The sequence below is a fragment of the Acidobacteriota bacterium genome (genome assembly GCA_020845575.1).
GTDB lineage: Bacteria > Acidobacteriota > Vicinamibacteria > Vicinamibacterales > Vicinamibacteraceae > Luteitalea.
On record JADLFL010000038.1, the window covers coordinates 24,841 to 49,472 of the forward strand.

At 68.4% G+C, this 24,632-nt stretch carries 24 protein-coding genes; 21 read left to right on the forward strand and 3 right to left on the reverse strand.

All coding sequences use genetic code 11. From position 1 onward, the window contains the following. Positions 1 to 2: 2 nt before the first annotated feature. Both IT182_10830 and IT182_10835 read right to left on the reverse strand, forming a co-directional pair. Entirely contained in the window at positions 3 to 2,258 is a 2,256-nt protein-coding gene (locus tag IT182_10830; GenBank protein MCC6163827.1) for a PBP1A family penicillin-binding protein, read from the reverse strand. 160 nt (positions 2,259 to 2,418) lie between these two features. Further along, positions 2,419 to 3,948, reverse strand: coding sequence for a hypothetical protein (locus tag IT182_10835; protein ID MCC6163828.1), 1,530 nt, complete (start codon positions 3,946 to 3,948; stop codon positions 2,419 to 2,421). Positions 3,949 to 4,153: 205 nt separating this feature from the next. On the opposite strand from IT182_10835, the gene dnaK reads away from it, so the two are divergent. The 18 genes from dnaK (at position 4,154) to lysS (ending at position 19,473) form a co-directional block, all read left to right on the forward strand. Then, entirely contained in the window at positions 4,154 to 6,046 is a 1,893-nt protein-coding gene (gene dnaK / locus IT182_10840) for a molecular chaperone DnaK (protein MCC6163829.1), read from the forward strand. Between the two features lie 3 nt (positions 6,047 to 6,049). Next, positions 6,050 to 7,225: a J domain-containing protein gene (locus IT182_10845; GenBank protein MCC6163830.1), complete on the forward strand. Its 1,176-nt coding sequence runs from the start codon at positions 6,050 to 6,052 to the stop codon at positions 7,223 to 7,225. After that, on the forward strand, positions 7,225 to 7,665 hold the full coding sequence (locus IT182_10850; protein ID MCC6163831.1) for a helix-turn-helix transcriptional regulator: 441 nt from the start codon (positions 7,225 to 7,227) through the stop codon (positions 7,663 to 7,665). Before IT182_10845 ends, IT182_10850 begins: the two co-directional genes overlap by 1 nt. 17 nt (positions 7,666 to 7,682) lie before the next feature. Continuing rightward, positions 7,683 to 8,561 carry an ATP-binding protein gene (locus IT182_10855; protein ID MCC6163832.1) on the forward strand — a complete coding sequence of 293 codons (879 nt, stop codon included), beginning with the start codon at positions 7,683 to 7,685 and terminating at the stop codon, positions 8,559 to 8,561. A gap of 4 nt (positions 8,562 to 8,565) precedes the next feature. Next, positions 8,566 to 9,693 carry a radical SAM family heme chaperone HemW gene (gene hemW, locus IT182_10860; protein MCC6163833.1) on the forward strand — a complete coding sequence of 376 codons (1,128 nt, stop codon included), beginning with the start codon at positions 8,566 to 8,568 and terminating at the stop codon, positions 9,691 to 9,693. A gap of 88 nt (positions 9,694 to 9,781) precedes the next feature. Then, entirely contained in the window at positions 9,782 to 10,324 is a 543-nt protein-coding gene (locus tag IT182_10865) for a hypothetical protein (GenBank protein MCC6163834.1), read from the forward strand. 71 nt (positions 10,325 to 10,395) lie between these two features. Further along, positions 10,396 to 10,929: a hypothetical protein gene (locus IT182_10870; protein MCC6163835.1), complete on the forward strand. Its 534-nt coding sequence runs from the start codon at positions 10,396 to 10,398 to the stop codon at positions 10,927 to 10,929. After that, positions 10,926 to 11,390, forward strand: a complete 465-nt coding sequence (locus IT182_10875; GenBank protein MCC6163836.1) for a hypothetical protein — start codon at positions 10,926 to 10,928, stop codon at positions 11,388 to 11,390. The genes IT182_10870 and IT182_10875 overlap by 4 nt, the downstream gene beginning before the upstream one ends. Before the next feature lie 35 nt (positions 11,391 to 11,425). After that, on the forward strand, positions 11,426 to 12,565 hold the full coding sequence (locus IT182_10880) for an acyl-CoA dehydrogenase family protein (protein ID MCC6163837.1): 1,140 nt from the start codon (positions 11,426 to 11,428) through the stop codon (positions 12,563 to 12,565). Positions 12,566 to 12,644: 79 nt separating this feature from the next. Then, positions 12,645 to 13,511 (forward strand): S-methyl-5'-thioadenosine phosphorylase, encoded by an 867-nt coding sequence (gene mtnP / locus IT182_10885; protein ID MCC6163838.1) that lies wholly within the window; start codon positions 12,645 to 12,647, stop codon positions 13,509 to 13,511. 101 nt (positions 13,512 to 13,612) lie between these two features. Beyond that, positions 13,613 to 14,554: a carbohydrate kinase family protein gene (locus IT182_10890; GenBank protein MCC6163839.1), complete on the forward strand. Its 942-nt coding sequence runs from the start codon at positions 13,613 to 13,615 to the stop codon at positions 14,552 to 14,554. A 55-nt stretch (positions 14,555 to 14,609) separates the two neighbouring features. After that, positions 14,610 to 15,506: a DUF2085 domain-containing protein gene (locus tag IT182_10895; GenBank protein MCC6163840.1), complete on the forward strand. Its 897-nt coding sequence runs from the start codon at positions 14,610 to 14,612 to the stop codon at positions 15,504 to 15,506. Then, positions 15,506 to 15,679, forward strand: a complete 174-nt coding sequence (locus tag IT182_10900; GenBank protein MCC6163841.1) for a hypothetical protein — start codon at positions 15,506 to 15,508, stop codon at positions 15,677 to 15,679. Before IT182_10895 ends, IT182_10900 begins: the two co-directional genes overlap by 1 nt. Before the next feature lie 119 nt (positions 15,680 to 15,798). Beyond that, entirely contained in the window at positions 15,799 to 16,068 is a 270-nt protein-coding gene (gene vanZ / locus IT182_10905; protein ID MCC6163842.1) for a VanZ family protein, read from the forward strand. A 63-nt stretch (positions 16,069 to 16,131) separates the two neighbouring features. Then, the gene (locus tag IT182_10910; protein MCC6163843.1) at positions 16,132 to 16,914 is read left to right on the forward strand and encodes an enoyl-CoA hydratase/isomerase family protein; all 783 of its coding nucleotides are present in this window, start codon (positions 16,132 to 16,134) and stop codon (positions 16,912 to 16,914) included. Between the two features lie 32 nt (positions 16,915 to 16,946). Continuing rightward, on the forward strand, positions 16,947 to 17,435 hold the full coding sequence (locus tag IT182_10915; protein ID MCC6163844.1) for a 6,7-dimethyl-8-ribityllumazine synthase: 489 nt from the start codon (positions 16,947 to 16,949) through the stop codon (positions 17,433 to 17,435). Beyond that, on the forward strand, positions 17,396 to 17,941 hold the full coding sequence (nusB, locus tag IT182_10920) for a transcription antitermination factor NusB (protein MCC6163845.1): 546 nt from the start codon (positions 17,396 to 17,398) through the stop codon (positions 17,939 to 17,941). The genes IT182_10915 and nusB overlap by 40 nt, the downstream gene beginning before the upstream one ends. 38 nt (positions 17,942 to 17,979) lie before the next feature. After that, entirely contained in the window at positions 17,980 to 19,473 is a 1,494-nt protein-coding gene (gene lysS, locus IT182_10925; protein ID MCC6163846.1) for a lysine--tRNA ligase, read from the forward strand. A gap of 9 nt (positions 19,474 to 19,482) precedes the next feature. Here lysS and IT182_10930 read toward each other — a convergent pair whose 3' ends face one another. Continuing rightward, a complete protein-coding gene (locus tag IT182_10930) occupies positions 19,483 to 20,709 on the reverse strand; it encodes a lipoprotein-releasing ABC transporter permease subunit (protein ID MCC6163847.1) in 1,227 nt (408 codons plus the stop codon). Between the two features lie 25 nt (positions 20,710 to 20,734). On the opposite strand from IT182_10930, the gene IT182_10935 reads away from it, so the two are divergent. The 3 genes from IT182_10935 to IT182_10945 form a co-directional block, all read left to right on the forward strand. After that, positions 20,735 to 21,409 carry an ABC transporter ATP-binding protein gene (locus IT182_10935; GenBank protein MCC6163848.1) on the forward strand — a complete coding sequence of 225 codons (675 nt, stop codon included), beginning with the start codon at positions 20,735 to 20,737 and terminating at the stop codon, positions 21,407 to 21,409. A gap of 179 nt (positions 21,410 to 21,588) precedes the next feature. Beyond that, entirely contained in the window at positions 21,589 to 24,030 is a 2,442-nt protein-coding gene (locus tag IT182_10940) for an ATP-dependent Clp protease ATP-binding subunit (protein MCC6163849.1), read from the forward strand. 263 nt (positions 24,031 to 24,293) lie between these two features. Continuing rightward, positions 24,294 to 24,632, forward strand: a 339-nt coding sequence (locus IT182_10945) for a hypothetical protein (GenBank protein ID MCC6163850.1), incomplete at its 3' end; no start/stop codon positions are given.

Sequence of the window (24,632 nt, forward strand, 5' to 3'; positions counted from 1 at the left end):
CGCTAGCGGATTTCGGCGCCGGGCTCGGTGCCGGCGATGAACGCCTCGCGCTGGCCGGCCTCGTTCGTCGTGAAGACAATGTTGCCGGGGGCGGGGAACTCGGGGACGTCCTTGCCGGCCTTGCGCTGGCGCTCGATCCAGTGCGACATCACGTCCATCCAGATCGGCAGGGCGGCCACCGAGCCGCTCTGGCCCTGACCGATGGTGCGGCGCGTGTCGAATCCCACCCAGACACCGATCGTGATGTCGGGATCGAAGCCGATGAACCACGCATCGGTGAAGTCGTCGGTCGTGCCGGTCTTGCCGCCGAGCGGCCAGCCAAGCGCGTTGGCGCGCGCCGCAGTGCCGTGCTGGACTACACCGCGCAGGAGCGACGTCATCACATACGCCGTATCCGCGCGAATGGCCTCGGTGGGCACGGGCCGGTTCTCTTCGAGTGCGTTGCCTTCGCGATCGGTCACGCGCACGATCTCGTACGGCGTCATGCGCACGCCCTGGTTGGGGAACAGCGAGAACGCGTTGGTGATCTCCATCAACGTCGCCTCACCGGCGCCGAGCGCGCTCGACAGGTACGGCGGAATCGGCGACGTGAACCCCAGCTTGCCGGCGTACTGGATCACCTGCTTCGGCCCCAGCGCGTTCATGAGGCGCACCGTCGGCACGTTGCGTGACTGCTCCAGCGCGCGACGGACGGAAATCGGTCCCTGGAACGTCTTGTCGTAGTTCATCGGCGAGTAGGGCGGCGTACCCGGGAACGTCACCGGCGCGTCGAGGAGCGTGCTCGCGGGCGTGTAGCCGCGATCGATCGCCGCGGTGTACACCACCAGCTTGAACGTGGATCCGAGCTGACGCGACGCCTGTACCGCGCGATTGAACTTGCTGCGCTCGAAGTCGAACCCACCCACCATCGCCAGCACGCGGCCGGTGCGGTTGTCGAGCGCGACGATGCCGCCCTGAAGTTCGGGCTCCTGATCGAGCCGTGCAACGGCGGCGTGCTCGGTGGTGTTGACCTCTTCGAGCAGGACCTGCACGAGATCGCCGCGCGAGACGAGCGCCGACGCGGTGGCCTTGCCCGTCCACGAGAAGCCGCTTCGCGGGATGCGGATGTCGAGCCGCCCTGCACGCGCCTGGATCTCCGTGGCGCTCGTCCCCGTCACCACGGCGGGGACGACATCGCCGACGGCCATCGGACCCTGCCAGCGGGGATGACGATAGGCATCGAGGTCGGCGCCCTGCGTGAGCAGGTTGGTGGGCTTGCGGAACCCGCGTCGCTGATCGAGACGTCGGAGGCCTGCCTGCAGCGCGCGCGTGGCGGCCTGCTGCAGCGGCAGGTCGAGGCTGGTCTGCACCGACAGGCCGTTCTCGTACAGCTGCTTGGCGCCGAATCGCGCTTCGATCTGTTGACGCACGTCTTCGACGAAGTACGGCGCGGGCGACCAGGGTTGCGTCGGCAGGCCCGCCGTCTTGATCGGACTGGCCTTGGCGGTCTCGGCCTCGGTAGCGGTGATGAAGCCCTCGTCTGCCATGCGCTGCAGCGCATAGTTGCGTCGCCGGCGCGCGGCGTCGGGATTCACGTAAGGACTCTGCCGCACGTTGCCCTGGATGATCCCGGCGATCATGGCGGCCTCTTCGACCGCGAGCGATTTGGCCGGTTTGCCGAAGTAGAGGCGTGACGCGGCTTCGACACCGTAGGCGCCGTGCCCGAAGTATGTCGTGTTGCAGTAGAGGGTGAGGATCTCGCGCTTGGTGAAGCGCTTCTCCAACTGCACCGAGATAATGGCTTCCTTGATCTTGCGTTCCCAGCCCGCCACGCCGGTGCGTGCGTAGACGCCCGCCTGCATGTACTCGTTCTGCAGGAACAGCATGCGCGCGAGCTGCTGCGTGATGGTGCTGGCGCCGGCGCGCTGGTTGTGGACCACGTCCTTGAACGCGGTCATCACGATGCGCGGGAGGCTGAGGCCGACGTGCTCCTCGAACTCCTGGTCTTCGGCAGCGATGATGGCCTGACGCAGCAACGGCGAGATGCCTTCGTAGGGCACCACGACCCGGCGCTCCTTGGCGAACTCGCCGATCACGCTGCCGTCGCTGGCGTGGATCCGCGTGATCGTGCTCGGCGCGTAGTCGTCGAGCGCCGAGATCTGCGGCAGGTCGCCCGCGAACGCAAACAGCACGCCGCTGATCGCGCCGAGGGCGATCGTCAGCAGGAACAGCAGGAACACCGTCGCCTGGCGCGCGACGCGGACGACGTAGGTGGCCATCAACGTAACAGCGTAGCAGGGGAGCGCGCGCGGGTGTGCCAGGGGTTGACACCCCTGGCCTCCATCCCGAACCGGACGTCAGGACGCATCCCAACCGGACGACTGGAGGCCAGGGGCTTCAGCCCCTGGCGCAGACGAACGGATTGAACGCGGTCACGAACTACAGCGGCGGCTTCGGAGCCGGCTTCTCGGTGGACTCGTCCGGCGGCGGTGGCGGCGGAGCCTGCTGGCGGCCGCGGGGAGCGACCGCACGCTGGGCGCGCTCGTACGGATCTTCCGGTGGCGGCGTCGGACCGTAGCCGCCCGCTGGCGGGCCGATTCGCGTGGGACCGATGCCGCGGCGCAGTTCCTCGGTGGTGCTGCTTCCCGTTCGCCGGTTCACGCCACCGTAGTATCCGCCCGGACCGTACACGGTGGTGCCGCCGGGACCGCCGTAGGGCGACACGTATCCGGGGCCGTAGCCATAGCCGCCGCGCGGCACGCCGTACCGGGCGGGTGGCCCCACGCGCTGCGTGACGAAGGCCGACGTGTTGGCCAGCGTGCGCGGATCGACCGCGTAGGTGCCGACCCGTCCGCGCCTGCCGAACTGATCCGACGGAATCACGGTCCAGGCACGCACGGGATCGAAGCCGGCGGCGGCATAGGCACTCCTCGGCTGCGAGACGCGATCCCAGTTCCACGTGCTGCGCGTCTGCGAGCCGAGCGGACTCCAGCCGATGTAGCCCGGCCCAACACTCCACGTGACACGCGATGGCGCCCACTGCCGTCCCGGCTGCCAGAACCATCGCCCTGTCGCGTTCACGTCCCACTGACCGAAATGGTGCGTCGGCCAGCCCCATCGCTCCTGGCCCACCCACAGCCACTGATTCGCGGGGCCATAAGGCTGCCAGTAGCCGTCGCCGTACGGCCGCCAGTCGGGGCCGACAGCCGGATACCACACGGCCCCCAGGCGGGGGTCGGTCTCCCACGTGCCGCTGCTGTTGAAGACGTCGGTGTAGGCCTCGAAGCGCGGATCCTGGAACGTTTCGAGCGGAGCGCCCGTGGCCGGTGAGGCGGGCGAGCGGTTCGCCCACTCGACGAAGCTGTCGCGGCCTGCGGCGTTGAAGGCGGTGGCGGTCCCCGGCGTGACACCCTCGCGCAGGGCGATTTGCTGTCCGGCCTCGACCACCCGCTCCTGCGCACCCGCGTCGACGGTTGCCCGCCCACGCACGACCACCATCGTCGTGGTGGGGCCGTCGATGGAGACGCGATATTCGCCGTCGGCGCCGAGCTGGACCGGTGCGGCCGGCGTGTCGAGGCGCAGGGATGCCGTCGCTCCGGCCGGTCTCACGATCACCGCACGACCCGCGGCCACGCCCAGCGCGTCTGCCGCAAGGACGTCGAGCCTGGCGTCCTTGTCCAGCGCCACGCGCGTGCCGTCGCCCCAGAGCATCTGCACGAACGCCTGCCCGGTGTCGACGCGGTCGCCGAACAGCACCGGATCCCCGACGTCGAGGGGATCCACGACTGCCTCGCGGGAGCGCGTGGCCTCGGACCCGTCGAGACGCAGGACGTGCGGTGGCGCCTCGGCCGCGACGTCCTCTTCAGCGCCGGCGGGCGCCTCCGCGGGAGCCGCCGGCTGCGCTGCGGAAACAGCGGGAACACCAGCCAGAAGGGCGAGGACCAGGGGATACGCGACAGGAACCTTCATGACCATCCTTTCGGCGGGCGGCCGTGGCATCTCCATGGGCCGGCCCACTTTCATCAACGGCGCGGACGCCGGAACTGCACAGGACTTCCGGAATTATTGTTGACACTATCACGCTCAACATATATGATTCTCTGGTTATTAGGGGCTGCCGAGGGATCACCCACGGGAACGGGCCCCGGTTTGCAGAGGCAGAGGGGCAGACGTCATGAGCAAAGTCATTGGTATCGACCTCGGAACGACCAACTCGGTCGTAGCGGTCATGGAGGGTGGGGAACCCACCGTCATCACGAATCCGGAAGGCAGCCGGCTGACGCCGTCGGTCGTGGCCTTCACCAAGTCCGGCGAGCGGCTGGTGGGCCAGGTCGCGAAGCGACAGGCCGCGACCAACGCCGAGAACACCATCTATTCGATCAAGCGCTTCATGGGGCGTCGCTTCGACGAGGTCAGCGACGAGATGAAGCTCGTGCCTTACCACGTCGTCAGGGATGGCAACGACGTGCGCATCGAGGCGGGTGGCCAGAAGTGGGCGCCGCCGCAGATCAGCGCGATGATCCTCCAGAAGTTGAAGCAGGCCGCCGAGGAGTACCTCGGGCAGCCCGTGTCGCAGGCCGTCATCACGGTGCCCGCGTACTTCAACGACGCGCAGCGCCAGGCCACCATCGAAGCGGGCCGTATCGCCGGTCTCGACGTCAAGCGCCTGGTCAACGAGCCGACGGCCGCCGCGCTCGCGTACGGTCTGGACAAGAAGCGCGATCAGACGATCGCCGTCTTCGACTTCGGCGGCGGCACCTTCGACATCTCGATCCTCGAGGTAGGCGAAGGCGTGGTCGAAGTGAAGTCGACCAACGGCGACACGCACCTCGGCGGTGACAACCTCGATCAGCGCGTGATCGAGTGGATCATCGCGGAATTCAAGAAGCAGGACGGGATCGATCTGAGCAAGGACCGCATGGCGCTCCAGCGGCTGCGTGAGGCGGCCGAGAAGGCCAAGATCGAGCTTTCGACGACGATGCAGACAGACATCAGTCTGCCGTTCATCACGGCCGACGCGTCGGGCGCCAAGCACCTCTCGCTGCAGCTCACGCGGGCGAGGTTCGAGTCGCTCGTCGAGGATCTGCTCCAGCGCGCCCTCGGACCGACGCGGCAGGCTCTGGCCGACGCGGGCCTGCAGGCGTCCGGCATCGACGAGGTCGTGCTGGTGGGCGGCTCCACGCGCGTGCCGCGCGTACAGCAACTCGTGAAGGAGTTGTTCGGCAAGGAGCCGAACAAGAGCGTGAACCCCGACGAAGTCGTGGCGATCGGCGCCGCGGTGCAGGCCGGCGTGCTCACGGGCGAGGTCAAGGACCTGCTCCTGCTCGACGTGACGCCGCTCTCGCTCGGCATCGAGACGCTCGGCGGCATCATGACGCGCCTCATCGAGCGCAACACCACGATCCCGACGCGCAAGAGCGAGGTCTTCTCGACGGCGAGCGACAACCAGCCGAGCGTGGAAGTCAACGTCGTGCAGGGCGAGCGCCAGATGGCGCGCGACAACAAGAGCCTTGGCAAGTTCCATCTCGATGGCATTCCGCCCGCACCGCGCGGTGTGCCGCAGGTGGAAGTCACGTTCGACATCGATGCCAACGGCGTGGTCAACGTGTCGGCGAAGGACCGTGCCACGGGCAAGGAGCAGAAGATCACCATCACCGGCTCCAGCGGCCTCAGCAAGGACGAGGTCGACAAGATGATGAAGGACGCCGAACTGCACGCCGAGGAGGACCGCAAGCGGCGTGAGCAGATCGAGACGCGCAACAAGGCGGAGCAGGCGGCCTATGCGGCCGAGCGCATGCTCGCCGACGCCGGAGACAAGCTCACCGACGCGGACAAGCAGCCGGTCACCGACGCGATCGCGGCGGTGCGCACGGCGCTGCAGGGGGAAGACAACGCGGCCATCGAGAGCGCCGTGGAGCGGCTCGTGCAGGCGCAGGGCAAGGCCGCCGAGGCGCTGTACCGGCAGACCCAGGACGCGGGTCAGCCGGGCGGATCCACCGAAGGCGCGGCAGGCAGCACCCCGGCCGATGGGGAAGTGATCGACGCCGAGGTCGTGGACGAGAAGTAGGCGATGACGCCGTACGAACTGCTGGGACTCGATCGGGACGCCTCGGAGGCGCAGGTGCGGCGGGCCTACCGCCGCCTCGCGCGCCGCTGGCATCCCGATCTGAATCCCGGCAACGCGGAGGCCGCGCGGCGATACGCCGCCATCACCGAGGCATTCGAGATCCTGGTGGACCCCGTCCGCCGGCGATCGTTCGATGCCTCGGGTGCGGTGCCGGCGGCGCCTGCCGCCGCGCCGGCCGCCTTCGCGGGGTTCGACTTCTCACTGACGATGCAGGGCGCGCAGGCGTCGACGTTCGGCGATCTGTTCGTCGACGTGTTCCGCGAGGCGGCCGGTGGCACGGGCGCCGCGCGCGGATCGGACATCCACGCGGCCGTCACGCTCACGTTGCGTGACGTGGTGTCGGGTACCACGTGCCGCGTGCCCGTGCACCGGCGCGTGACGTGCACGCTCTGTCGCGGGCGTGGCATCGTCGACGCGCCGCCCGTGCCGTGTCGGCACTGCGGCGCGACCGGGCAGCAGCGGCTCGGTCGCGGGCACATGGTGTTCGTCAAGCCGTGCGAGGCCTGTGGCGGTGTCGGCGCACTGAATCAGCGCACCTGTCACGGGTGCCATGGGCATGGACAGCACGACAGCGCGACGACCGTCGACGTGATGGTGCCTTCGGGCGTGACGGACGGCGAGGCGATCGTCGCGAGCGGGCAGGGACACGCGGGTGTCCGCGGTGGCGCGCCGGGCGATCTCCACGTGCACGTCCACGTGGCGCCGGACGAGCGCCTCACACGCGTCGGTAACGACTTACACATGACGCTGCCTGTGGCCGTGCACGAAGCGGTGCTCGGCGCGCGCGTGCCGGTGCCGACGCTCGACGGTCCGCTGTCGGTGCGGGTACCCCCGGGTCTCCAGCCCGGCCAGCGTCTCCGCCTGCGCGAGCGCGGCGTGCCGTCGCGGCGCACGGGCCAGCGCGGGGATCTCGTGCTTGACGTGCAGCTCGTGCTGCCGCCGGTAATCGACGCCAGGGGCCGCGAGTTGATGCAGGAGTTCGCGCGCCTGCATCCCGAGGACGTGCGCGCGGCGTGGTTCGGCGAACGCGTCACTGTCGGTGAGGCGCAGGAGTCCGCCGATGCGCGGCAGGCTCCCGCGACGGCATCGATCATCGAAGTCACCGGGAAGGGTGAGTGATGACGACACGACGGCCCGGCAAGGCCTTGTACATGATCAGCGCCGTGGCGCAGCGCTACAACATCCACCCGCAGACGCTGCGCCTCTACGAGCGTGAAGGATTGCTGCGTCCGTCGCGCACCGACGGCAACACGCGGCTCTACTCCGACGAGGACCTCGAGCGGCTGGAGACGATCCTGACGCTCACGCGCGAGCTCGGCGTGAACCTCGCGGGCGTGGAGATCATCCTCAACCTGCGCGAGCGCATGGCGCAGATGCAGCACGAAGTCAACGAGTTCATGGGCTACGTGAAGCAGGAGATGGTGCGCGGCCTCGGCGATTGGGAGCAGCGTCTCTCGACGGCGATGATCAAGAGCGCGGGCACGCACGATCTCAGGAGCGCGGGATCGCAGGAACTCGGGAGTACGAACGCGCAGGACGCGCCGCCGTCGAAGCCCTGAGTTATCATTCCGATCCCTTGGACGCTGTCTGCGCACTCTGTCACGGCACGGGTTGGAAGTCCGTCGAGCACGACGGCGAACGTCGCGTGACGCGCTGCGATTGCTGGCGCGACGCGTCGGCGTCGCGGCGTCGTGTCGACTCGCGCATTCCGCGCCGGTATCAGCACTGCGCCTTCTCGCCGTTCGACACGTACGGCAATCCGTCGCTCGACCGCGCGCTCGCGTCGGCGCGCGCGCTCGTGCAGCGCTATCCGGTCACCGATCGCGGCCTGTTCCTCCTCGGCCCTCCGGGCGTGGGCAAGACGCACCTGGCCGTTGCGGTGCTGCGAGCGCTGGTTCAGGAGAAGGGCGCGCGCGGCGTCTTCTACGACACGCGCGACCTGTTGCGCGTGATCCGCGCGACGTACGATCCGGTCGTGCGCGAGACGGAACGCGATGTGCTCCGTCCCGTCATGACGGCAGACGTGCTCGTTCTCGACGATCTGGGTGCCGAGAAGGCGTCCGAATGGGTGGACGAGACGCTGAACCTGATCGTCAACACGCGTTACAGCGAGAAGCGTCTCACGCTGTTCACGTCCAACTACGTGGACGATCCCGATCCGACGATTCCCGAGTCGCTGCTGTACCGCATCGGGCTCCGCATGCGATCGCGCCTGCACGAGATGTGCGAGTTCCTCGATCTCGACGGCGCGGACTATCGCGAACTGCCGCCCAACGGCGGCACAGACGACCTCGTGGCGCTGTGGCGCATGCGGCACAAGCCCGGTGGAAGCGGGCGCCTCCCGGTGAAGGCCAGCGCGCCCATGCGCGCGAAACTGCGCGACGGCGCGCGCGCGCCGGCAACAGCCGCGCCCGAGCTCAAATGGCCGGGCGGCCGCGCCGGTACGCGCCGCTGACGTCGTGACACCGCCGCTCGGCCTCTACGTCCACATCCCGTTCTGCAGCGCGATCTGCCACTACTGCAACTTCAACCGCGGCCTGATGGACGCTGCGCTGAAGGACGCGTACGTCGAGGCGCTCGTCACGCACGTCGCGCGTCTTGCCGAACCCATCCTCGTCGACACGATCTACATGGGCGGCGGCACACCGTCGCTGCTCGATCCCCACGACGTGCGTCGCATCGTCGAGGCGTGTCGCGCGGCGTTCGACGTCGTGCCCGGGACCGAGATCACGATGGAGGCCAACCCGGAGACGGTCGACGCACGTCGCCTCGCGGGATTCAGGGCCGCTGGCGTGACACGCCTGTCGTTCGGCGTGCAGTCGTTCCGCGACGAGGAATTGCGGCGGCTCGGGCGCCTGCACAGCGCGGATCGCGCGCGTGCCGCGATGCGCGAGGCGCGAGCCGAAGGCTTCGACGATGTCAGTCTCGACCTGATGATGTGGCTGCCCGGCCAGAGCGTGTCGCAGTGGATGATGTCTGTCGACGCGCTCATCGACATGGCCCCCGATCACGCGTCGCTCTATCTGCTCGAGCTGTATCCCAACGCGCCGCTCCAGGAGTTGATGGCGCGCGAGCAGTGGTCGCAGACGGCAGAAGACGATGCCGCGGACATGTACGAACTGGCGATGGGTCGCCTCGCGGCGGCGGGACTCGCGCAGTACGAGATCTCCAACGTGGCGAGGCAGGGGCACGAGAGTCGCCACAACCTGAAGTACTGGCACGACACAGGGTGGCTGGCCGTTGGCTGCGGCGCGCATGGGTCGCGCGAGGGACGGCGATGGAGTCACGTGGCCGACACGGGGGCGTACGTCGACCGCGTCATGGCTGGAGCGGACCCGACAGGGCAGTCGCGGCACCTGGATCGCACGCAGCAACTGGCCGAGGCGCTCTTCATGGGACTGCGGCTGGTCGAGGGCATCGACCTCGCCGCGTTTCGGGCACGATTTGACGTAGATGTCTGGGATCGCTACGGTGATGCACTGGCACCGGCGTCGGAGGCTGGTCTGCTCGAGCGCGTTTCGGGCAGGATTCGGCTCACGCGCCGTGGCATGCTCCTCGCAAACGAGGTCATGCAGGTGTTTGTCTGATGGGTTTGCGGCGGTCGAGCTTTACGGTACAGTAGCCGCGGACCCACTACCGTTGTTCTCGGTGTTCTCGGAGTTGGAGGAAGTTGCTATGCGTTTGTCGATGGAGGCGCGGGCCGTACGTGGTGCGGGTGCGCGAGTGGCCCTCGGGGCCGCCGTTGTGGTGTTCAGCAGTCTGATGGTGAGCGCGTCTGCCTACGCACAGGCCCCCGCCGAGCAACCGGCACAGCCGGCGGCTCCGGCCGAACCGGCCAAGCCGCAGCTCACGTTCGACAACGGCGACACGGTCGTGTGGTTCTATGCCGTCAAGGGCGACAGCACCGCCAAGTTCGAGAGTGTCTTCGGGCGCGTGAAGGAAGCGATGGGCAAGAGCGAGAATCCGGCGCGCAAGGACCAGGCTGCCGGCATGAAGCTGCTCAAGTCCACTTCGCCGGCCGGCGACGGCACGATCAACTACGTGCTGCTCATCAGCCCGATCGCGAGGGGACAGGAGTACAGCCCGGGCATGCTGCTGTTCGAAGTGTTCCCGACCGAAGCCAAGACGCTGATGGAGGAGTTGCAGACGTGCATCAACACGCAAGGGTTGAATGCCGCGGTGCCGCTCTTGACGGTGATGACGCTCGGCGGCATGTGATCCCGACCTGACGCAGGTTCTGTATCCGACCCCGGCGATGCGCACGCGTCGACCGGGGTCTTCGTCCGAAGATGCGTACCATCCTGCTCCCGATCCTCCTCACCGGCGTGACCGCGTCGGCGTTTGCACAGCAGCCGACGGCAGACGCACCGGCTGCGCCCGCCGTCCAGACGCCTGCCGTGCAGTCGGTGACCACCGTGCCGCCGGTACCCGCGGCACTGCCGTTGGCCGGGCCGACGGGGATGGTGTTCCACGCCATCAAGGCGGACCGGACCGCGGAATTCGAGGCCGTGATGTCGCGCTTGCACGACCTGCTCGCCGCGAGCGGCAACGACGTCCGCCGGCAGCAGGGACGCGGGTGGCGCGTCTATCGTCAGGCGACGCCGCTGCCCGATGGCGCGGTGCTCTACGTCTCGTTCCTCGATCCCGTCGTGGCCAATGCCGAGTACGACGTGCCGCGCCTGCTGGCTGAGGCCGCACCGGACGAGGCGCTGGCGCTGTACGAACAGTTCCGTGACGCTCACGTCCAGCCTGCCGTGCAGGCGTCGAACCTGACCCTCACGATTCCGGCGCCCGTGGCCACGCCAGCGTCAGTTCAGCCATGACCCTTCTGCTCGCGGCGACGCTTTTCCTCGCGACCCAGGCGACGCTTCCTGCGGCACCCGCTCCTGCGTCGTCGTCACAGGTGCCCGTCACCGCACCGGTACCTCCGTCGACCGAGGGTGATCTGTGGCTCGTGATCTACAGCGTGCTGCCGGGGCAGGACACGGAGTTCGAAGCCGTGGCCAGGCTGGTGCGCGACGCGATGAGGGCGAGTCAGGACGAGGTGCGTCAGGCCCAGGCACGCAACCTGCGCATCCACAAGTCGGCGATGCCGAACGCGGATGGCAAGGTCCTGTACTTCCTCCAGATTCCGGCCCTCACCGGCGACGCCGATCGTTCGGGTTTCGATATCCTGATCGAGTCGCTGCTGCCGGCGCAGGCCACGGCGCTCAAGAACCGGTTGACGGCCACGCTCGATCCGTCCAACCCGTCGGGGAACACGTACCTGATCAACGTGCGCTGATCCAGGACGTCTGTTGTACGGCCAGGACTGTCGCCATGGATCTGCATCTCACCGACGACCAGCGGCTGCTGCGCGAGAGCGTCAGGGAGTTCGCCGTGCGCGAACTGGCGCCACACGTGATGGCGTGGGACGAGGCGCAGCACTTCCCGATGGACCTGCTGCCGAAGCTCGCCGAGCTCGGGCTGATGGGGATTCGCGTACCCGAGGCGCTGGGCGGGTCTGGCATGTCGGCCGTGGACTACTGCCTGTGCATCGAAGAACTGGCGCGCGTGGACCCGGCGATCGCGCTGAGCGTCGCGGCGCACAACGGACTGGCCGCCGCCCACCTGCACATGTTCGGCACGCCCGAGCAGCAGACGCGCTTCCTCGTCCCTCTTGCAACAGGCCGGGTGCTCGGCGCCTGGGCACTCACCGAAGCGTCGTCAGGAAGCGATGCCGCGGCGATGCGTACTGTTGCGAGGCGCGACGGTACGGACTGGGTGCTCGACGGCACGAAGACGTTCATCACGCACGGCAACATCGCCGGCGTGATCGTGGCGATGGCCGTCACCGATCGCGCGCGCGGCAATCGCGGGATCTCGGCCTTCGTGTTGCCGGCAGACACGCCAGGCGTCAGGGCCGGCCGCAAGGAGAACAAGCTCGGGATGCGCGCCAGCGAGACGAGCGAGGTCGTGTTCGAGGCATGTCGCCTGCCGGCCGACGCGCTGCTCGGCGTCGAAGGGCAGGGCTTCGTCAACACGCTGCAGGTGCTCGACGCCGGCCGCATCGGAATCGCCGCGTTGTCGGTGGGGCTCGCGCAGGGCGCGTGGGACGCCGCGCGCGCCTATGCCCGCCCGCGCGAGCAGTTCGGCAGGCCAATCGCGTCGTTCCAGGGCATCCGCTGGAAACTTGCCGATCTCGCCAAGCGGATCGAGGCGTCGCGGCTGCTCACCTACAGCGCCGCGGCGGCGGCCGACGAGGGCGTCCGCACCACGCGCGAGTCGTCGATGGCCAAGCTGCACGCGAGCGAGACGGCCGTGCGCGCCGCCGACGAATGCGTGCAGATCCACGGCGGATACGGGTTCGTGAAGGACTATCCGGCCGAGAAATACTTCCGCGACGTGAAGCTGCTCACCATCGGCGAGGGCACCAGCGAGGTGCAGCGCCTGGTCATCGCCAGGCAGCTCCTCGCCTGACCCGCGCTGGACAGGATCGCCGCGGGCCACGCATCATGTGTGGTTGCCGCGCCCACGTGGGTGCGGCCACGACACGACCATGTCCATCACGATTGGGCTCATCGGCGGCCGCGGCCTGTACGACATGGCCGAACTCACCGATCGGCAGGAACGCACCATCGAGACGCCATTCGGCGCACCGTCTGGGCCCTACGTCACGGGTACCATCGGCGGCACGCGCGTGGCGTTCCTCGCGCGGCACGGCGCGGGCCACCGCCTCGCGCCGTCGGAGCTGAACTTCCGCGCCAACATCTTCGGCTTCAAGACGCTCGGGGTGGAGCGCCTGCTGTCGGCCAGCGCCGTCGGGTCGCTGCGTGACGACATCGCCCCCCTCGATCTCGTGATCCCGGACCAGTTCATCGATCGCACGTGCGGCCGCATCGGCACGTTCTTTGGCGACGGCCTCGTCGGCCACATCGCCTTCGCGGATCCGGTGTGCGGCCAGGTCGCGCAGGCGGCCTACGACGCGGCCACCGGCGCCGGCGCACGCGTTCACAAGGGCGGCACGTACGTGTGCATGGAGGGCCCCGCGTTCTCCACGCGCGCCGAGTCGCACCTCTATCGCTCGTGGGGCGCGCAGATCATCGGGATGACCAACCTGCAGGAGGCCAAACTCGCGCGCGAGGCGGAGATCTGCTACGCGACGATCGCTCTGGTCACCGACTACGACTGTTGGCATCCCGATCACGACCACGTGACGGTGGAGATGGTCATCGCCAACCTCACGCAGAACGCCCGCACCGCGCAGCGCGTGATCGCGAGCGCCGTCGCCGCACTGGCGTCGACGCCGCGCACCTGCGCCTGCGGTCAGGCCCTCGCCACCGCGCTCATCACCCGTCCCGACGCCGTGCCCGACGAGACACGACGCATGCTCGCACGCATCGTCGGGAAGTATCTGCCGCAGTGATGCCGCGATGCCGGGAATGCCGCGAATGTCGCGCGCGTCCGGAGCCGCAAGCCACAAGCCACAATCGGTAACCCCCAAGCCGCTCAGATCCCCGAGTTCCCATGCCCCGTCACATCGTCACCGGTTCGATCGCATACGACTACTTGATGACCTTTCCTGGCGCGTTCACGGAACTGCTCCTGCCCGAGCACCTGCAGCGCCTGAGCCTCAGCTTCCTCGTCGACGAGATGGAGAAGCGGCGCGGAGGGTGCGCGCCCAACATCGCGTACACGCTGGCGCTGCTCGGTGAACGGCCCGCGCTGATGGCGACGGCGGGACAGGACTTCAGTGACTATCGTTCGTGGCTCGAAGCCGCCAACGTGGACACGTCGCTCGTCCATGACGTGGGCGACAAGTTCACGGCGTCGTTCTTCTGCAGCACCGACACGCAGAACAACCAGATCGCGTCGTTCTACGCCGGTGCGATGGCCGATGCCGATCAGTTGTCGTTCCGGACGGCCGGTGGCGCGGATCTGGTCATCATCTCACCCAACGATCCGAAGGCGATGGTGCAGTACGCCGACGAGTGCCGTGCCCTCGGCCTCCGCTACATCTTCGATCCCGGCCAGCAGTGCGCGCGTCTCGATGGCCCCGAGCTGGCCGCGGGGCTCGTCGGCGCGAACATCGTCATCTGCAACGACTACGAGTACGAACTGATTCGGGAGAAGACGGCGCTCGACGTCGACGCGCTGCTCGAGAAGTCCGAAGCGGTCATCGTCACCAGGGGCGAACACGGGTCGTCGATTCACGTGCCCGGGCGTCGCATCGACGTGCCCGCAGCGCCGGAACGCCGCGTTGCCGATCCGACGGGCGTGGGCGATGCGTATCGTGGCGGACTCATGAAGGGGCTCGCGCTCGGCGCCGACTGGGAGACGTGCGGACGCCTCGGCAGCGTGGCGGCCACGTATGCGCTCGAGCACGTGGGCGGCCAGAGCCATGCGTACAGCCTCGACGAGTTCCGCGAGCGCTACACAGACGCATTCCGGAGCGATTGCCCGTTCTGAGATGCCCCGCACCGGGTGGCGGGCGCAGCCGCACCTCACCCGTTGGAGACCACGGGTGTCCACCTCCGGCTCGTTCGAGATGACGCAGGCGTGGTGGCTGCGCACCGGTCTCACGACGGCGGCCGTCCTCTGGGCCGTGGCCATCGTGGTGACGCCAGCGATGCTGCATGCGTCAGCGGGACGTGACGCATCGCGCGGCGGCCTGCTGCTGGCCGCCGTTGTTCAGGGGGTCGGCGCCCGGATCTGCCATCAGCGTCCCGATCGAACGTTTCGTGTGCAGGGCTCGCTCATGCCCGTCTGTGGCCGCTGCACCGGCCTGTATGTCGCCGGGGCGCTCGGCTTGCTGGCAGGCAGCGTGTGGCGCCGTCCGCGTCGCGCCGCCACGCACTCGTCCCGGACGTTGCTCGTCGCGGCAGCGGTGCCCACGCTCGCCACATGGACGATGGAAGTGGCGGGTGTGTGGAATCCGGGGACACCGCTGCGCGCGGTGGCGGCCCTCCCGCTCGGCGCCGCGGCAGGCTGGGTGTGCGCGCGCGCCTTGCTACACTACCCCCCGATGTCCGCGCGTCAGGCCTCCTCGTCCACCACACTCCCGCCGCTGCCGTTGTGCGCGATCGGGTGGCTCGTGCCGGGAGCGGCGCACATGCTGCTCGGCCGTCGCGAGAAGGGCGTCATCTTCCTCGTGGTGCTCGTCGCGCTCTTTGCCGCCGGTCTCGCGCTCGAGGGGCGCATCTTCCCGATCGAGCCGCGTGAGCCGCTCGTGGCGCTGGCGGCGCTCGCAGACCTGGGGATTGGCGCGCCGTACTTCGTGGCCTGGGCGCTCGGTCTTGGTTCCGGAACCGTCGTGGCCGCGAGCTACGAGTACGCGAACACGTACCTGATCGTCGCGGGCCTGCTGAACGCGCTGGTGGTGCTCGACGCGTACGACATCGCGATCGGACGCAAGGCCTGATGACCAGCCACTTCCTCCTGCTCGTGTTCTTCGCCGTGTGCGTGGCCACGGTGATGGCCGTCCTCCAGAAGGACGACCGTGCTGGCCAGGTGCGCCTCGCGCTCTACATCGCCGGCGGGTTCGTGGGGACGGCCCTGGTGCTCGGCTGGCTGATGTTCCCCTTTCCGCTGTGAGCCCCCGCACACGTGCGTGGCTGTCCTGGGCACCGGCAATCCTCTGGGCGGTCGTGATCTTCGCGCTCTCGGCGCAACCGTCGCTGCCGAGCGCGGGCGTCAGCGACAAGCACGCCCACATGGTGACGTACGGTCTGCTCGCCGGCCTGTGCCTGATGGGCCTCACAGGCTGGCGCCAGCGTCGCATCGCCGGCGGACCCGCGCTTGTGGCCTTCGTCATGGCCGTCCTCTACGGCGTCTCCGATGAATGGCACCAGTCGTTCGTGCCGGGCCGCACGCCAGACGTGGCCGACGTGGTGGCCGATGCGCTGGGCGCGGCGCTGGCCGCTGGCGGCGCGTGGGCGTGGGCTATACTGCTGGCCGGGCGATCGACGCCCCGGCAGTCCTGAACGCGTACCCGTGCGGACGTTCCGCGAGACGGGAGGCGCGTCACCCCCAAGAGTTCCCGCCGCATGAGCGACCAGCATCTGGAGTTGTCGGGTACCGGCGCCGTGCGCGTGCTGACGATCAGCCGTCCCGAGAAGCTCAATGCGCTGAACCGCGCGATGGTGGTGGCGCTGCAGGCACGTCTCGATGCGCTCGCGGCCGATGCATCCCTGCGCGTGCTGATCGTCACGGGTGCGGGACCGAAGGCGTTCGTCGCCGGTGCAGACATCGCGGAGTTCGAGGGACTGACCTCCGAGCAGGCGACCAGACTGGCACAGCAGGGGCAGCGCGTGCTCGACACGCTCGAGGCGCTGCCCGTGCCGACCATCGCGGCGATCAACGGTTTCGCGCTCGGCGGCGGATGTGAACTGGCGTTGGCGTGTACGTTCCGCATCGTGGCGGACACGGCTCGACTCGGTCTTCCGGAGACCTCGCTGGGACTCATCCCCGGATTCGGCGGGACGCAGCGGCTCGCGCGGGCCGTCGGCACGCAGCGCGCGCTCGACCTGATACTCACGGGGCGGCAGGTGTCTGCCGAGGAAGCCGTCCACATCGGCCTGGCTCTCCGTGCGGTGCCGGCGGCGCAGTTGATGGACGAGGTGCGGGCGCTGGCGGCACATCTGGCCACGCGCGCGCCGCTGGCCTTGCGGTATGCCCGCGAGGCCGTCTCGGAAGGCGCAGACCGGCCGCTCGCCGACGCGCTGGGACTCGAAGCGCGGCTCTTCGGCCTTGCGGCATCCAGCGACGACATGCGCGAGGGCGTGCGCGCGTTCCTGGACAAGCGTCAGGCATCATTTACAGGTCGTTGACGAGGAGCCCGCAGCCCGTGTCCCGTCCCGCCGTGTCCCAGCCCGTCCCACAGGTTCCAGGCCTGCGCGTTGCCCTCGTCGTGTCGACGTACCACGATGGAATCACCGCGCGGCTGGCTGAAGGTGCGTACGAAGGCCTCGCGGCCGCCGGTGTTGCGCAGCGCGACATCTCGCGCCTCGACGTGCCAGGTGCGTACGAGATTCCGTTCGGTGCGCGCATCGCCGCGGTGTCGGGGCGCGTTGACGCGGTGGTGTGCCTCGGCTGTCTCATCAAGGGCGAGACGCCGCACTTCGACTACATCGCGTCGGCCGTCTCGCATGGTCTGATGCAGGCGTCGCTTCTCCAGGGCGTGCCGATGGCGTTCGGCGTGCTCACCGTGAACACGATGGACGAGGCCGTCGCGCGCGTGCCCGAAGGGGCAGGCAACAAGGGCTACGAAGCCGCGGTCGCCGTGGCGACGATGGCGGCGCTGGCGCGGGAATGGCAGCCGCGTACGGCGAAAGCGGGGATGCGGGGGTGAAGCGTGATCCTCATCACCTGCGTCAGGCGCGCGAGTCGGCGCTCCAGATGCTGTACGGCTGGGAGATGGGCGGGGACGCGCTTCCCGAAGCCATCGCCGGCGTGCGGGAACTGCAGCTACGTCCACCCGTGGCGGGCCGCGACGCGCTGGCCGAGGAGCTCGCGTACGGGACGGCTCGCGCGCTCGAGCGCATCGATCCGTTGATCGCCGAGGCCGCGACCAACTGGCGTCTCGAACGCCTCGCCATCGTCGACCGCCTGGTTCTGCGTCTCGCCGTCCACGAGCTCCTCGATCGTCCGGACACTCCTCCGGCCGTTGTCATCAACGAAGCGCTGGAACTGGCCCGCACCTTCAGCGCCCCCGATGCCGTCCGCTTCGTGAACGGCGTACTCGACGCCATCAGGAAGAGGCTCACGGACCGGCAACCGGCAACCGGCGACGGGCAACCGGAGTCCGGGCACCGGGCACCGGGCACCGGGCGCCGGATTTCAGACACGGAGCAGTGACTGTTCGCTTCCGTAAGCCGTAGACCTCCTGTATCCCCATGTCCGATTCAGAACTCGTCGCTCAGCGCCGTGCCAAGTACGAGGCGATCCTCGCGCTCGGCGTGCGGCCGTACCCGAGTACCTTCGACGCCACGCACCGCATCGCCGACATCGTGGCGACGTATGACACGTACACGGGCGAGGCGCTCGACGCCGATCACGTGCCGGTGCGCGCGGCGGGACGCATCCTCGGGATGCGCACCTTCGGCAAGGCGAACTTCCTCGTGCTGTCTGACGGCGTGGCACAGTTGCAGGTCTACGTGCGGAAGGACTCGGTGAGTGAAGAGGCCTTCGCGCTGTTCGGGCATCTCGATTTCGGCGATCAGATCGGCGTCCACGGCCGCCTGTTCAGGACGCGTACCGGCGAGTTGACGATCTGGGCGTCGGCGCTGACGTTCCTCGCCAAGAGCTTCCTGCCGCTGCCGGAGAAGTGGCACGGACTGCAGGACATCGAGACGCGCTATCGCCAGCGGTATCTCGATCTGATCGTGAACCCGGACGCGCGCCGCGTGTTCGACGTGCGGGCGCGGACGCTGCAGACCATTCGAGGCTTCCTCGACGCGCGCGGGTTCCTCGAAGTCGAGACCCCGATGATGCAGCCGCTGGCGGGCGGCGCACTGGCGCGTCCGTTCGTGACGCATCACAACGCGCTCGACATGAAGTTGTACATGCGCATCGCGCCCGAGCTGTACCTCAAGCGGCTCGTCGTCGGCGGCATGGATCGCGTGTACGAGATCAACAGGAACTTCCGCAACGAGGGCATCTCCACGCAGCACAATCCCGAGTTCACGATGCTGGAGTTCTATCAGGCGTACGTGGACTACCAGTACCTGATGCGCCTCACCGAGGAGATGTTGGCCGAGGTGGCGATGGCCACCACGGGCTCGACCGACCTCACCTTCGGCGAGCACGCGATCTCGTTCGCGGCGCCGTTCCGCCGCCTGTCGCTGCGGCACGCGGCCGCCGAGCGCGCGTCGGAGCGGTTGCAGCGATCGGTGGACGTCGACATGCTGCGCGACGCGGCCACGGCACGCAGCATCGCCGTCGCGCTCGGCCTCGACGTGCCGGACGGACAGGGCGCGGGCAAGACCGCCACGGCGATCTTCGAAGCGTTGTGCGAGGAGGACCTGATCCAGCCGACGTTCATCCACGATTTCCCGACGGAGGTGTCGCCGCTTTCCAAGCAGAAGCCCGACGACCCCGACACGGTCGAGCGTTTCGAGCTGTATGCGGGTGGTTTCGAACTCGCCAACGCGTTCAGCGAGCTGAACGATCCCGCCGAACAGCGGCGCCGGTTCGAGGACCAGTTGAGCGAACGCGCGCGCGGCGACGCCGAGGCGCACCAGATGGACGAGGACTACATCCGCGCGCTGGAGTACGGCCTGCCGCCTACCGGCGGCGAAGGGGTGGGCATCGACAGGCTCGTGATGCTCCTGACCAACAGCCCCAGCATCAGGGAGGTGATTCTGTTCCCCCTCATGCGCCAGCGCTGACCGGGCGAGCTACTGATACCGCAGGGCCTGCGCGGGGTCGAGGCGCGAGGCCTGTCGCGACGGGTAGATCGTCGCGACAAAGCAGATCACCAGCGCCGCGAGGACGACGATCACGAAATCGTGCGGCTGCACCTTGAACGGCACGTGCGCCACCTGGTAGACGTCCATCGGCACCTTGATCAGCTGATACGTGTCGAGCACCCACGCCACGGCGAGGCCCGCCGCTGCGCCCACCGTCGTGCCGATCGTCCCGATGATCAGCCCCTGCAGCATGAACACGATGGTGATGCTGCGGGCGGCGGCGCCCATGGTCTTCAGGATGGCGATGTCGCGGCTCTTCTCCATCACGAGCAGCACCAGCGACGCCACGATGTTGAGCGCCGCCACCATGACGATGAGGCCGATGGTGATGGAGATGGCGATCTTCTCCAGCCAGAGCGCGGAGAACAGCGACTGGTTCATCTGCGCCCAGTCCTGCGTCACGTAGGTGTTGCCGAGCGCGGCGACGATGGCCGACGCGACGACCGGTGCGGCGTACATGTCGTCCACGCGCACCTCGATGAAGTCGGGGCGATCGCGGGCCAGCAGCCGCTGCGCCGTCGGGAGCGACACGAATCCGTAAGCGGCATCGAACTCGTACAGCCCCAGCGCGTAGATTCCCACCACCTGCAGCCGCCGGCTCCCCATCGTCGGGCCGAAGGGAGAGAGGGGCCCTTCCGGCGTCATGACGGTGACCGTGTCGCCGATGGACACGCGGAGCTGTTCGGCCAGCGTCTGCCCGATCGCGATGCCGGCCAGGCCCTCGTCGGGCACCACGCCCACGGCCTGCAGCGTGCCCTGCCGCATGCGCTCGCGCACGTCGGTGACCTCGCCTTCGGTCTCCGGATCGATGCCCTTGACGGTGATGAACGCCTGCTCCTCGCCGGCCGTGATGAGCGCCTTGCCGAGCACGATGGGTGACGCGCCCGTCACGCGCGGCACCTCTTTCACGCGGCGCATGTCGGCCTGTGCGTCGCTGATGCCTTCACCCGCCTGCCACACGTAGATGTGCGGCGACGCCCCGACGATCCGGTCGCGCAGTTCGCCCTGAAGCCCCGTCATCAGCGCCAGCGCGATGATGAGCGCCATCACGCCGACGGCGACGCCGATCGTCGAAATCACCGAAATCAGCGAGAGGAACGCCTGCTTGCGCCGGGCGACGAGGTACCGGAGCGCCAGGAAGAGTTCATAGGGCATGCGCGGTACAGGCTACTGTATCCCGATGCCATTCCTGTCGGTTGCCGCCCTCCGCAAGTCGTATCCCACGCCGAACGGGCCTGTGGAAGTGCTGAGGGACGTCAACCTGGAGATCGAGGCGGGGCAGATGGTGGCGGTGATCGGGGCGTCGGGCGTGGGGAAGAGCACGCTGCTGCACGTGCTCGGCGGCCTCGACAGTCTCGACGGTGGCCAGGTGGAGGTGGATGGCGTCGGCCTCCATGCGCTCGACGATGCGGCGCGCGTGGCCTTCCGCAACCAGCGCGTGGGGTTCGTGTTCCAGTTCCATCACCTGCTGCCGGAGTTCTCGGCGCTGGAGAACGTCGAGATGCCGCTGCGCATCGGCCGCGTGCCACTGGCCGACGGGCGGCCGCGCGCGCAGGCACTCCTCGAGCGGGTTGGCCTCGGACATCGGCTCACGCACAGGCCAGGCACGCTGTCGGGCGGCGAGCAGCAGCGCGTGGCCATCGCCCGCGCGCTGGTGATGCACCCGGCGCTCCTGCTGGCCGACGAACCGACGGGCAACCTGGACCAACACACGGCCGAGACCTTGCATGCCCTGTTGCGGGCGATGCACGCCGAGCAGCGGCTCACGTCGGTCATCGCCACGCACAATCCGCGGTTGGCGGCGGCGTGCGACAGGGTGTTCCGCCTCGAAGACGGTCGATTGTTGTCAGCGTGACAGGAGCGCGCCAAGAGCCCGACCGTGTCGCCCGACGTCCAAGTGATCAGCGCCACTCGTCGGCCGTCCGATGACACAGCGACGATGCGCCGACAGCCGGGGCATCCGAAGCGTTCCCGTATAATGCCGGAATACGGCACCCCACGCCTTCGCTGGCGTGTGTCCATGCAAGGGACCACATGTTCGAGGGGTACACAGAACGAGCGCGACGCGTCCTCTTCTTCGCCAGGTACGAGGCGAGCCAGCTGGGGAGCGTCTCAATCGAGACCGAGCATCTGCTGCTGGGGTTGATCCGTGAGGGCAAGGGGCTCACGAGCCGCATCTTCGCGCGCTCGCACCTGTCCCTGGAAGCCATCCGCAAGGAAGTCGAGGGCCGCACGGTCTTCCGCGAGAAGGTGTCCACGTCGGTGGAGATTCCTTTCAGCGCCGAGACCAAGCGCGTGCTGCAGGCCGCCGCGCAGGAGGCCGATCAGCTCTCGCACAACTACGTGGGCACCGAGCACCTGCTGCTCGGCATCCTCTGCGAAGAGCAGTCGGTGGCCGCGACCATTCTCATGGAGAAGGGGATGCGGCTGGCCACCGTCCGCGAGGACATCGTCGCGCTGCTCAACGAGAAGACGACGATGACGCGGGTGAAGGAGACGCCGCTGCTCGCGGAATTCAGCCGCGACCTGAGTGAGGCGGCGCTCAAGGGCTCGCTCGACCCCCTGGTGGGACGCGAGACGGAGATCGAGCGCGTGCAGCAGGTGCTGTGCCGCCGGACCAAGAACAACGCCGTGCTGATCGGCGAGCCTGGCGTGGGCAAGACCGCGATCGTCGAGGGACTCGCGCAGAAGATCGCCGTCGGCGACGTGCCGCACTTCCTCGCCGACAAGCGCATCCTCGCGCTCGACATCTCGCTCATCGTGGCGGGGACGAAGTATCGCGGGCAGTTCGAAGAGCGTCTCAAGGCCATCATGAAGGAGCTGGTCGAGAACCCGAACGTCATCGTGTTCATCGACGAGCTCCACACGCTCGTGGGGGCCGGATCGGCGGAAGGGTCACTGGACGCGGCCAACATCCTCAAGCCCGCGCTCTCGCGTGGCGAGATCCGCTGCATCGGCGCGACCACGCCCGCCGAGTACCGCACGTACATCGAGAAGGATCGATCGCTCGAACGGCGCTTCCAGGCGGTGAAGGTCGATCCGCCGAGCGAGAGCGAAGCGATCCAGGTCCTCTCGGGGATCAAGGAGCGATACGAGACGTTCCATCACGTGGCGTACACGCGCGAGGCGCTCGAAGCCGCCGTGTACCAGTCGAGCCGCTACATCACCGACCGATTCCTTCCAGACAAGGCGATCGACCTGCTCGACGAGGCGGGCGCGCGCGCGAAGCTGCGCGAGGCCGGCTACAGCGAGGAGTTCGGACAGATCAACAGGAACATCCGTGTCGCCGTCGAGCAGATGGAGAGCGCCGTCTCTCAGAAGGACTTCGAGCGGGCGCAGTTCTTCCGCGAGCAGGAAGTGATGGCGCGCGAGAACCTCCAGTTCGTGCGCGAGAAGTTCGACGTGGCGTCGAGCGTGCGTCGCGTGACCGTCGGCCGTCCCGAGATTGACGAGGTCGTCTCGAAATGGACCGGCGTGCCGCTCACCTCGATCAACGAGGACGAAGGCGACAAGCTGCTCCGGATGGAAGAGGAACTCCACGCGCGCGTCATCAGCCAGGACCGGGCGATCTCCGCCGTGGCGCGGGCCATCCGGCGGTCACGAGCCGGCCTGAAGGCGCCCACGCGCCCCGTCGGCAGCTTCCTGTTCCTGGGGCCCACCGGCGTCGGCAAGACGGAGCTCGCTCGCGCACTCGCGAATCTGCTGTTCGGCAGCGATCACGCGCTCATCCGATTCGACATGTCCGAGTACATGGAGAAGCACTCGGTGAGCAAATTGATCGGCTCGCCTCCGGGGTACGTGGGCCACGAGGAGGGTGGGCAACTCACCGAGAAGGTGAAGCGGAACCCGTACTCGGTGGTGCTGCTCGACGAGATCGAGAAGGCGCATCCGGACCTGTTCAACATCCTGCTGCAGGTGTTCGAGGACGGCCACCTGACCGACGGCCTCGGCAATCGCGTCAACTTCAAGAACGCGATCATCATCATGACGTCGAACATCGGCGCGCGCTTCATCCAGAAGAAGGCGTCGCTGGGGTTCCAGCCGGGCGAATCCAGCGAAACCAAGACCATCAACGAGCAGGTGCTCGGCGAGGTCAAGCGCACGTTCAACCCCGAGTTCATCAATCGTCTCGACGAAATCATCGTGTTCGAGGCGCTCTCGGACGAGGACCTGCGGGCGATCACGCGGCTGCTGGTGGCGCAGTTGAACAGGAACCTGGTGGACCGCCAGCTCCGGCTCGATGTCGGCGCCGACGTGATCGACTGGATCATCAGCGTCACGTGCAACGACCGCTCCTACGGTGCGCGCCCGCTGCGCCGTGCGCTCCAGCGGTACATCGAAGACCCGCTGAGCGAGGAGCTGATCCGCGGTCGCCTCACCGCTGGCGGCGCGTTCGAGGTCTACATGGACGAGGGCCACCCTCATTACCGGCCCGCCGGCACCGAGGCGCCAGGCCTGCAACTGGTCACGGTCTGACCCGCGCGGGCCGTCACCCTCTTCCCTGCTACGCAGCTACGGAGGGCAGGCAAGGGCCGCCGCTGCTCCCTCGGGCCCCGCAGGGGGCGCCCCCTGCGCCGCCTCTTGTGCCGCGCAGGCCGGCCGGGCGCTGGCGCGCGACGTCTCATGTCCGGTACACTGACGGCTTGGCTTCCACGGGCGGGGACTGCCCGTAGGCCCTGAGTCGTCACCGACAAGGCTCTGGGCCGCCGGTGCGACGCCCTTCGGAACCGCGAACACGCATGAGACTCGCTGCCCCTGCCGGGGTGCTGTGCCTGGTCCTGTGGGCCACGCCGAACGCCATCGCCGGCGCCCAGCCGCCGTCCGCACCGCCGACGCCCGCGGCGCCCGATTCACCGACACCGGCCCCACCTGCCGCCGACACGCCGTCTCCGCCGCCCGTCTCCGCGATGCCGGCCATCCAGCCGCCCGTGGCGGGGACGGCCGACGCGGGCGGAACCGTCAGGAGCGTGATCGACGTCGACGGCACGTGCGCGGCCATCCCGCCCGCGTCGGCTACCGCCCAGCCGCCCGCGGGCAGTGGTCCTGTCCTGCGCGCCGTGGAACTGTGCTTTCCGACG